7 protein-coding genes and 1 pseudogene are annotated in these 9,248 nt (G+C 34.6%); 1 reads left to right on the forward strand and 7 read right to left on the reverse strand.

Annotated features, from left to right (window positions below; translation table 11 throughout):
• Positions 1-193: pseudogene (locus tag L647_RS01000000124760) on the forward strand (MFS transporter); the annotation flags it as partial.
• Positions 194-249: 56 nt separating this feature from the next.
• Here L647_RS01000000124760 and L647_RS0120925 read toward each other — a convergent pair.
• The 7 genes from L647_RS0120925 to L647_RS0120955 form a co-directional block, all read right to left on the reverse strand.
• Positions 250-3,294, reverse strand: coding sequence for a PilC/PilY family type IV pilus protein (locus L647_RS0120925; protein WP_024612750.1), 3,045 nt, complete (start codon positions 3,292-3,294; stop codon positions 250-252).
• A 553-nt stretch (positions 3,295-3,847) separates the two neighbouring features.
• On the reverse strand, positions 3,848-4,360 hold the full coding sequence (locus L647_RS0120930) for a M23 family metallopeptidase (protein WP_024612751.1): 513 nt from the start codon (positions 4,358-4,360) through the stop codon (positions 3,848-3,850).
• 286 nt (positions 4,361-4,646) lie between these two features.
• A complete protein-coding gene (locus L647_RS0120935; RefSeq protein ID WP_024612752.1) occupies positions 4,647-4,916 on the reverse strand; it encodes a YrhK family protein in 270 nt (89 codons plus the stop codon).
• Positions 4,917-5,123: 207 nt separating this feature from the next.
• Complete coding sequence (locus L647_RS0120940; protein WP_024612753.1) at positions 5,124-6,467, reverse strand: SPFH domain-containing protein; 1,344 nt, start codon at positions 6,465-6,467, stop codon at positions 5,124-5,126.
• A complete protein-coding gene (locus tag L647_RS0120945; RefSeq protein ID WP_024612754.1) occupies positions 6,460-6,798 on the reverse strand; it encodes a hypothetical protein in 339 nt (112 codons plus the stop codon). Before L647_RS0120945 ends, L647_RS0120940 begins: the two co-directional genes overlap by 8 nt.
• Before the next feature lie 520 nt (positions 6,799-7,318).
• Positions 7,319-7,723, reverse strand: a complete 405-nt coding sequence (locus L647_RS0120950; protein ID WP_024612755.1) for a hypothetical protein — start codon at positions 7,721-7,723, stop codon at positions 7,319-7,321.
• 205 nt (positions 7,724-7,928) lie between these two features.
• Positions 7,929-8,552 carry a hypothetical protein gene (locus L647_RS0120955; protein WP_024612756.1) on the reverse strand — a complete coding sequence of 208 codons (624 nt, stop codon included), beginning with the start codon at positions 8,550-8,552 and terminating at the stop codon, positions 7,929-7,931.
• Positions 8,553-9,248: the final 696 nt, after the last annotated feature.

A 9,248-nucleotide genomic window follows, 5' to 3' on the forward strand; every position in this document is an offset into this window, starting at 1 on the left:
CTCGGCAACTGAGGTTATGCTTTTAAGTTACAGCATTGGCTCGGTATTTGGCCCTATGCTTGCTGCACATTTATCTGATGCACCAAACGGTATTGTATTTTATTTAGCAGGCTGTTTAATAACTACCTGTATTTACATGTTTATTAAAAGCATTAAAAATATTCGCGCAGGTAAAAACCCTGTAGCAGGCTAATATTAAAAACAAAACCCACCTTATTTAGGTGGGTTTGAATTCATAAGTAATATATTTTAATCAGCCATTGAGCCGTATTCTTCTCGTTTAAAAATATAAGTTTGTTGCGTATTAAACCCAATACCGAGCATTTTATTTTTATCAGTCAGCTCAATTTTACCATCAACAACTTTTAAATTAGGACCAAGTACTTCAATTGGTTGAATGGGTTTATTCGATCCTTCAATACCAGGACCTATTAAATAGAACTTACTAACTTGCGTTACTTCAATATCTTCTATTCCACTAGTCGTATCGCAATAGCCATTATTATTTGAATCAACGCACGAAGGACCTTCACCAAAAAATAACTGTGGAGTATCTGGTACATCATAACTGGTAGTAAATTTTAAATCTTCGTAAACCTTAGTACCATAATGAAGATGAAAGGCATAAAGCGAGCCACCACCGCCAGTTAGCGAACACTGGTTTTGAGTTGATGATACCGATGCCGGTGTAAAAGAAGTAAAGTAAGCTACGCCGCCTACAACTGTTGCTGCCGCCAGTGACTTTTCACCTGTGCCCAACTCATAACGCCAACCTTTAAATGCGCCTAAATCTACTTCAAGGTTAATAAACCCTTCAACATCATCAAGCTTGTTACCAAAAGGGTCATCGTTCATTTTCATTAAGTCATCAATTTGAATAGGAACAGGAAACTCATCAAAAGATTTAGTTAATGTATTTTCATCACGGATCATAAAGAGTTGGTCTTGCTCATTAGTCGCAAGTGGATTTGAACGATTACCACTTCCTATCACTATTGCATCGTAAGGAGTATCTAAACGCGTAGTAACAATTTTGCCATCAACACTGGTTTTAGTCGCTTTGCTAAAAATAGTTCTAGCAACTAACGGTTTATAAAAAAAGCGCCTGTCTTGTGAAGCTAAAGTGCTTCCTAATTCTGCAAGTTTAAAGTGGGTAAAATCATCCTTATTATCGGTTGGCATATCCACTCGCCAAATATTGCCACCGGTGTCGGTTGCGTATATTCGGTCAATATATCCGTCGTAGTTAGAATCAAGAGTCGTTACATCGGCAGCAATACTGTGCTCACCGGTAAAGCTATTTTCTTCGGGAGTAAGCGCCCATACTTTTTCACCCGTTTTAGCTTTAACAATATAAATACCACGTCCGATAGAATCATTAGATCTTAGTGCATTGTCTTTATTAACGTCGTAGCCCGCACCAAATACTAGCAATGGCTCATTACCAAACGCTTTAATATATGCAACTTGAGGTTTAGACCATGTTTGTCCTAAATACTTAAACTCTTCTGACCCACCAATAATAGGTTTATTCCATAACTTTAAAGGTTGCTCGGGAGTGCTGATATCCAAGGCATAATAATTTCTTCCACCACGGCGCATACCTGCAAATGCCCAAACCTCATCACCTTCGCTCGCTTTAACAACACCATCATTTAAACCTTCGCTATTTAAACTTTTGTTATTAAAGTAAACACTGATAGGTCCATCCATTCCATACACTTTGGTATTGGCTAAATTTGAACGTAACGCTGGAATGTTTTTTAATAGTGCAGCTGGTGTAAAGGCCCATTCTTCTTCAACAGTCTCGCCTTTATCTTTAAACATATGCAAAAAGCCAGCGTTAGTCCCAACTAGTATACGAATACTCCCATCACCGTAATCTATTGATACTGGCTTAGAGTGAAGCGGATCTCCAAAAATATCAGAGCGTTGCTCAGTGGATATGCTATCAGCATCTTCGTCATCAACATCAATGCCTCTTGCCCAATTAACATCCTTTAGATCTAATGTTAAAGCTGTGTCTGGCACAAGATCAGTTGCTGTACTTGTATCTAAATTTAAAACTTTTTCGACATTCTCAATGTTAAAGTCAACAATACTGCCTGCTCTATCAATGTAAATTTTACGTTTATCAGTATCAAGAGTCGATAAGAGTAAATTAACCCCGCCCTGAGCAACTAAATTACCATCTGCTGGCTTATTGTCTGGCAACCAAAAAGTACGCGCTTTTTCATCTATTAACCCATTGTTATCAATGGCTATGTTGTCATCAGAATCTAAAATATTAGAGCCAGATACTTTAAGTTTTTTTAAGTTGCCGCTCCAGCGTGCACCGGTTTCTGGGTAAAACATTGCGAAATAAATAGATTCGCGACTACGAGTTTGATCTACATTATTACTTGCTACCGAAGGAGACGAAAAACTATCATTAACTTCTCGTATTTTTGAAATCGTGTTATTCAATGCCTCTGAAAGCTCTTCTGAGGTATCTGCGTGTAAATACTCACCACCACCTAATAGAGCTGTTTTTTCTAATAACTTTTTGCCTTTAGTGCTCATACCATCACCAAAACCAATCGTAAAAACTCGCCCAGTGTCAGCTATATCTGCAGTGGTATCATATAAATCTATCTCAACGTCTTTTGTTCCATGAATAATCTGGGCTAAAGCGGCTAAATAACTACTACTTGTTGTAGTAGGATATGAACCAAAAGTAGATTTATAAAGATCTTCTATATCAGTATTACTCTGAGTATCACTTTGAGGGTCGCCGTCGGTCATTAAAATTAAGTTTATTGAATTATCACAACGTACATCAGAACCAACTGCTTGAGTAAATGGAGAAATATACCGAGAGTTATTATCGTTATTTGACGTTCCGGTTTCAGCTAAAAAGTCACGTTCATCTGACTTTTTACCATACTCAACTTTTTGACCTGTTAAGTACAAATAAGCTTCCCATAATGTTTCTGTTACCGGAGTGCTACCAGCGGCTGGNCCTGCCATAATATAACCGCCTTCATTTTGTCTAAAGCGCATCAAACCAAAATCAATAGAGTCATTATCCTTAACCAACTGACTCATCGCACTTATACCGGCATCTACTTTTTTAATACCATTAGGCAGCTTGTTTTTCATACTTCCCGATGTATCAAACACAATAATTACACGTGGTTTTTCATCAGTTTCTACATTGTGATTTACATATAGTTCTATATCTTCAGCAAACACAGATAAGCTAATACCAGCCCCAAATAACGAGGCTGCTATCGTTTTTATTCTAAATTTCATTTTAAATCCCTTTATTTGCGCTTTTTATTTTTTTGCACAAGTTAGTAACTATCGTATTCCGTGTTTAACAGTATTTAAGGTAGGAGTAATAATAAGCCACAGATAATATCGAGTTATTCACAACGCAAGTTATGCTCAATATTTGTCTTTTTTAGTATTATTAATATAAATTTAGCGTTGATTTTAAATAAAAATAGACTAAAGTCAAAATTGTTAACACCTGTTATCAACTTAAAAAGTAACTTATAAAAAATATAATGCTACTTTTAGGGATAACTCAAAACATTAATTTATTCATACTTTATTCGTGTATTTTTATTTTTTTATATTTCACATTTAAAACCTTAACTTTTACAATTATAACAATGACTTATTAAAAAAAGACCATTTCTAAAACGAAAAGCCAAGTTACTTAAAGTAGGTAGGTTATTTCTGAAAAAACATTACTATTCAGTAAAGCTGACTTATAAATAAACCAATATTTTTATATAAAATTATGAATATTTATATGATTTTGATAAAAACATAACTTTATCGTGAATATTATTGTTGGTTACTTGGTAAGTTTTTTATGAGGGCTTAAAAAAAACATTTTTTTCCACCCTTGGCTTTGCGTTGTAAAAAGCCACGGCATGGGCACCAACGATAAAATAGAGTAATGTACATGAGGCTGTTTTCCCGCCGCATTTCCTGTATCACCTAATAAACCAATCTGGCTATTTATACTAACCATATCACCGGTATTTACTGAGTAATTATTTAAATGTGCAAAGTAATGTATTCGCCATTTGGGTCCAAGCACCGCAACTACATTACCACCACGGGTTAACTCACCTGCAAATATAACAACACCGCTTGTTGAGGCAACTACGGGGGTATTTTTTTTACCAAAAATATCAATTCCTTTGTGCACACCCGACCTACCCCAAGGTTCATACCAAAACGTATTATGGTTCCAATCCTTACTTGTAGCACCTTGTACCGGAATCATTATTTTTTCGGGAATTAGTAAGCCTATAATTAATAAAGTAGCTATACCAATTGTAATCCATTTAAGTACTTTCAATGCTCTATCCTTGATATTTAATAACTAACCTGAACTCTGGATAATAAATCTATCTCAAGCAGCTATTTTCAGCGCTAACTGCGTTGAATTTACTTGCAATAGACCAGCTATTGACGCGTAAATTCGCCTTGTTTTCACTAAAAATCTCTGACTAGAGAGAATAAATTTAAATATCACTATGATTCAATATGTTAGTAAATCTCTTAACCAGAGTTCAGGTTAACTAATAATTTACCTATACTGGTAAATTATTAGTCATAATAACTGAACTCATCATGAGTCGTATTTATGGTGTTTTATTTGAATGAAACACCCGACTAACATGTACTAAGCTGATCAACTTCAAAACAGGTTTTATAAGTAATTGAGCACTACCCGCTATAAACAACCACGTACCACTTTGCACTAACGCATCATTTAAAAAGAAAAAACTACCAATTAAAAACCACACCGCAATAAAAAAATCGTTCAATGCACCTAACGCCTCATATCGTCGTTGAATAGTAATATGCTCTTGCCCTAAATCTAAAATAAATTGATTACTGTTCGAATCCATAACTGCTCACTATTTACCTTTTATTACCTAAATACATGTTTAATAAGCCACAAAGCTTACCTAAACAGTACAATAGCAAAATACGCACAATAAAAAACGCTGACCAATGCTTATTGGTCAGCGTTTTTTATTGTTTATATAATAATATTTAAAAGCTAAGTATTTAAAGGCTAAACCTCAATATTGTTTATATATTTAGTAAATTATTTATTTTTTCTCTTTTTCTAAACGTTTTTTAAGGCTTAATGCAGCGTCAGCGGCTAATAAGCGCATAAATTCAGAGCCATTGCTTTGCTCACCTTGGCTCGCGCCAATTACAATTTCAGGCACTAAACGGCTATTGCCTAAACTCGTAAATAAAGCGGTTTGAATTTTAACTTCTGCTTTTAACGTTTCATCAAATACATACTTAGGGTCAAGTGCCGCAGACTTAGCTCTTAAACGAGCCTCAGCTAAAACGTCCATACCTAATGCTTCTAAGCGTTGTTGCTTTAAAATCTCTTCTTGCTCTTTTGCAAGTTCCGCTTTTACAGCAACACGTTGCTGCGCAGAAATAATAGCATTTGCCTTAATTCGCTCAGCATCAATTTGCTCTTTAATTTTAAGCTTTTCTGATTCAGCACGTTGCTTAGCAATTGCTTGCTCACCTAAAGCAACTTCAGTACGTGCTTGCTGCTCTGCTTTTTTAAGATTTTGACGTGCTAATGCTTCATCAGCTGCGGCTTGTTTTTGCGCCTCAAGACGAGCATTTACTTTGCTCTCGTAATCAATATCAATAATACTGGCATCAACTACTGTAATACCATATGCACCTAAAATAGGAGCATTACGTAGCGCATTACCTTCATCGTCCATTTTAATATTAATAGTTACACGCTGCTGCTTACTTAAATTACCCAAATCGTCAGATTTATCACGTTCACCCGTACTAATAATTTGTTCAGTAACAAAAATACCGTTAGTTAATTGATCAGCAAAATCTTGGCTTAACTGACCATTACCACCAGAGTAATGTTGCTCTACCGACATCATACGCGCCGACGCTTTTACATTTTCAGTGGTCGCACGCATCAACAAGTTAGATATTAATGTTTCTTGTGAACCAAACTCTTCGTGTATTTTAAGCAAACCGCGTAAAGAACCCGATTCAGCTGCAGGTACATTGCCTGGTAATCTAAAGCGAGAAACACCTCTTGCGCCGCCCGTTGTCGTATCTAAAAATCGAATCGGTATTAACGGTACAATTGCGCTTGCTGTTGCGCCTGCGTCACCGGTAAAGTTAATCGAAATTACTTTTTTATAAGCCGATGTAGTACCAAACGCTTTTAAATAAGGACCAGCCTGATTTATTACGGTTAAGTTACCTGTAAAAGCTGATTGGTGAACCAAACGTTCATCAGCTTCATTCCACGAAACAACTTGCGATGTAAGCGTTGCAATTACCGCTAATACAACAACAATCGATGTTATTAAAATTACATTTCTACGACCAAATCGATCAATAAAAGAATCACTTTTTACTGCAGGAACTACACTCTGTTCGCTAGCCATTTTTATTACTCTCCATGTTTAATTTCTTTTTAACAAAGAAAATGATTTCCTGTTCACTTAAATGTGCACAAAAACTACCAGAACGATGTAGTTGAACAAATGTTGCGAGGATTTCTTCTTTGCCTTTAGCTGTTTCTTCTTCGTTTTCTTGAGTTTGATCTTTTTCTGTTAGTTGATTGATTAGCTCATCCACTATCGTGTCTGTATCAAACAGTACGTTGTATTCATTTGACTTTCTTACCCGGCTTTTATGTATATTGCTATAAATTACATAAATTGCCACGCACAAAATAATCACCAGCGTACTTAACCCAATAATATAAAAAATCATAAGATCTACTTAAATTGGTTTGAATATTTAATCAGTAATAACACCTGTAAATATTGATACACAAATGTTAAGCCATTAATTTTACAGCAAACCTAAGTAAAAAACAGATTAAAAAAGTGTTTAATAAATAAAGTAGAGTTTCAAATGTAATTTAAGAATTTAAATAATGTAGTATTTTTGATGTATTAAAGCAGTTCATCCCTAAATATTCGCTATAAAACAGGCTATACGCAAGTGTTGAAAACGATACTATTTATGCTCATCCGTACTTAACTTGTACCTAGTAAATAGGTAAAAGGATGTCATTTTTAAAAAATGAAAGACTTACTCATGTTAACTAAAATACTTAGTGGTTATCGCAAAGCGCCTTTAAACACAGCTATGCAAAGCTGAATTAACGCTATACAAAACACAAAAAAGCCCATGTTAGGGATTAACCTAACATGGGCTTTTTTACTCTCGCTATTTTATAAAAGTGCTCTAAATAAAAGCACTCTATAAAGCATTTTATAAAGGCTTTTTATAAAGATAATTCTTCTTTAGCGCGAGTTAAGTTATGCGATACCATTGTACTTGTAGACATTTCGTTTGCTTCGTATAAATCAGCAAGGCCAGCAGTGTCGTTATGCGCTTTTAAACGTGCAACACCACGGTTGCTTAATGCGAATGACGTAAGTTGGCGTACTTTAAATTTAGGACCATCTGCGTCTTTTAAAAGTGCAATTGCCTTAGTACAAATTTCTTCAGCTTGTGCGTAGTTTTTTGACTTAACATTCAGTGCGCAGCTATTAAATGATTGCTCAAGTGGCTGTGGCGCTGTTGCAGCTTCTATAACCATTAATTTGTAGTCACTTTGGTTAGCCATTGCAGCAGCTGAACATGTTAATAAAGAGCTAAGAGCGATAGTTTTGATAAGTGATTTCATGGTTATATTCCTATTAGTTAAGCCGTGCTTGTTGCCGACAACTGAACTTTAAAGAATTAACACAACCCCGACAAACGATTAAAACAAACCTAATAAGTGAAGAAAATTAACCTATAGACTTTAGTCTAATAAATGAAATGTATATAAGGGCTATTTAACGTTAGTTTTAAATCAATAGCCCTTAGTAAATTAACTCGTAGAAATTTTAACCTTCTATATTTTTAAGAAAGTGTGCCTTCATTTTATCTGTATTTGTAAAGCTTTCGTTTGAAAAAGGAACCACTAAGTCACTTGCTTCTAAAAACAGCAAGTCGTTATCAACGCAGTATTTTAGCGCCCTTTTTAATGAATCTAACCCTTCTTCGTCTACATCCAAATCTATCTGTTCCATTAGTTCAAAAATGCCTTTAGCATCATCACTAAAACCTGAAGCGCTGTAATTACCTTCTATGTTCCCACCGCTTAAATCAGTACAGTCAACTAATGGGGAGCCCTCAATAGATGTATAACTTTTAAAAAAGCCTGGGTGATCTTCAAACTCAATAAAAGATAACGCAAAGTTTCGTGAGTAATAAAAATCATGGAGATAACCAGATATTGCTGCAATAGCAAAAGAAAAAGTTTTTGCAAAGTCATTCTGCTCTTGCTGTGACGCGCTCAGCCACTCTCTCATATTGCCATAAATACTTTGAATAAACTCTTGCTCGCTTTCATCATCAGTAAGTTCTTTACCACGCTCTTCAGCTAAAGTCGGATCCTCTAAAACGTCATAAACATATTTTTTAAGTTCGTTTTTAGAAATTGCATGAAAAGTTACATCGTAGCCCATTAGTTAGTCCTTTATATATTTAAAATATTTGGGTCAAGCCTATAAAATACCTGACAGTATAAAATGATCAAATAAATCATCTTCATCTAAAATATACAATAATGAAAAAAAATTTTAAACTAAATAACAATGCATTTTTATAAGCCCTATACCTAAATTACTCATAAAGCGCGATGAAATGCAGAGGTTAACAGTGATAAATACTATTTCGGAATTTATGATGAAAAAGGAATTAAAAGCATGGATAAATCTATATTTAAAAGTGCTTTTTCTAGGTTTAACTTATATTAAACGCTAAAAATTTTAAATCTATCTATGTAACTTTTTCTAAGAATGAGCAAACGCTTCAAATAGGTTTATTTAGGTATGTAAGTTTAAAAACAAAGTTTATACCCTACTACTAATTAATAATGCTCATCTAATAAAGAGTATTTGAAATACAAAAGTAAACATGTTTTTAATATCATCAAAATTCAGGTAATTTAAAAAAACACAAAAAAGCCCATGTTAGGGATTAACCTAACATGGGCTTTTTACTCTCGCTATTTTATAAAAGTGCTCTAAATAAGAGCACTCTATAAAGCATTTTATAAAGGTTTTTTATAAAGATAATTCTTCTTTAGCGCGAGTTAAGTTATGCGATACCATTGTACTTGTAGACATTTGGTTTGCTTCGTATAAATCAGCAAGACCAGC

The sequence above is a fragment of the Pseudoalteromonas sp. TB64 genome, assembly GCF_000498095.1.
In the GTDB taxonomy this organism is placed as follows: Bacteria; Pseudomonadota; Gammaproteobacteria; order Enterobacterales; family Alteromonadaceae; genus Pseudoalteromonas.